Here is a 570-nt window from a genome sequence, read left to right as displayed (position 1 = left end):
CCGTCATCGCCCACCACGCGGTCGAGGCCGGGCCCAGGGCGTACGCCGAGGCGGCGCGCTGGGCCCGGGCCGCGGCCGAGCAGGCGGGCCTGCGCCTGGCCTACGAGGAGGCGGCCACCTGGTGGGGCCGGGCGATCGCCGCGCACAACGCCGCCGCGGGCGACCCGGCCGACCACGTGGAGCTGCTGCTGCGCCAGGTCGACGCGCTGCTGAAGGCCGGCGACCCGATCGGCGCGCGCCGGGCCCGGGCGGAGGCCATCCGCGCGGCCGACCGGGCGGGAACAGGCCCGGAGCCGGTGATCCGCGCCCTGACCGCGCTCGACGCCCCGGCCTTCTGGGCGCTCCGCGACTCCTACGAGGCGGTGGAGTGCCAGCTGGTGAACCGCTTCGAAGCCGCGCTGCGGGAGCTTCCCGAGACCGACAGCCCCGAGCGGGTCCGGCTGCTGGGCGGCCTGGCCCAGGAGCTGTACGACGGGGTCGACAACCCGCGCTGCGACGCCCTGTCGGCCGAGGCCATCGCGATGGCCCGCCGGCTGGACGACCCGCACCTGCTGATGTGGGCGCTCAACG

At 77.9% G+C, this 570-nt stretch carries 1 pseudogene; it reads left to right on the top strand.

The window, feature by feature from the left end:
* Positions 1-570 (top strand): annotated as a pseudogene (locus tag ABD841_RS40630) (hypothetical protein); the annotation flags it as partial.

The organism is Streptosporangium fragile (assembly GCF_039534445.1).
Taxonomy (GTDB): Bacteria; Actinomycetota; Actinomycetes; order Streptosporangiales; family Streptosporangiaceae; genus Streptosporangium; species Streptosporangium fragile.
The sequence above is the reverse complement of the archived record's forward strand: the minus strand, read 5'-3'. Positions and strand labels throughout refer to the sequence as shown.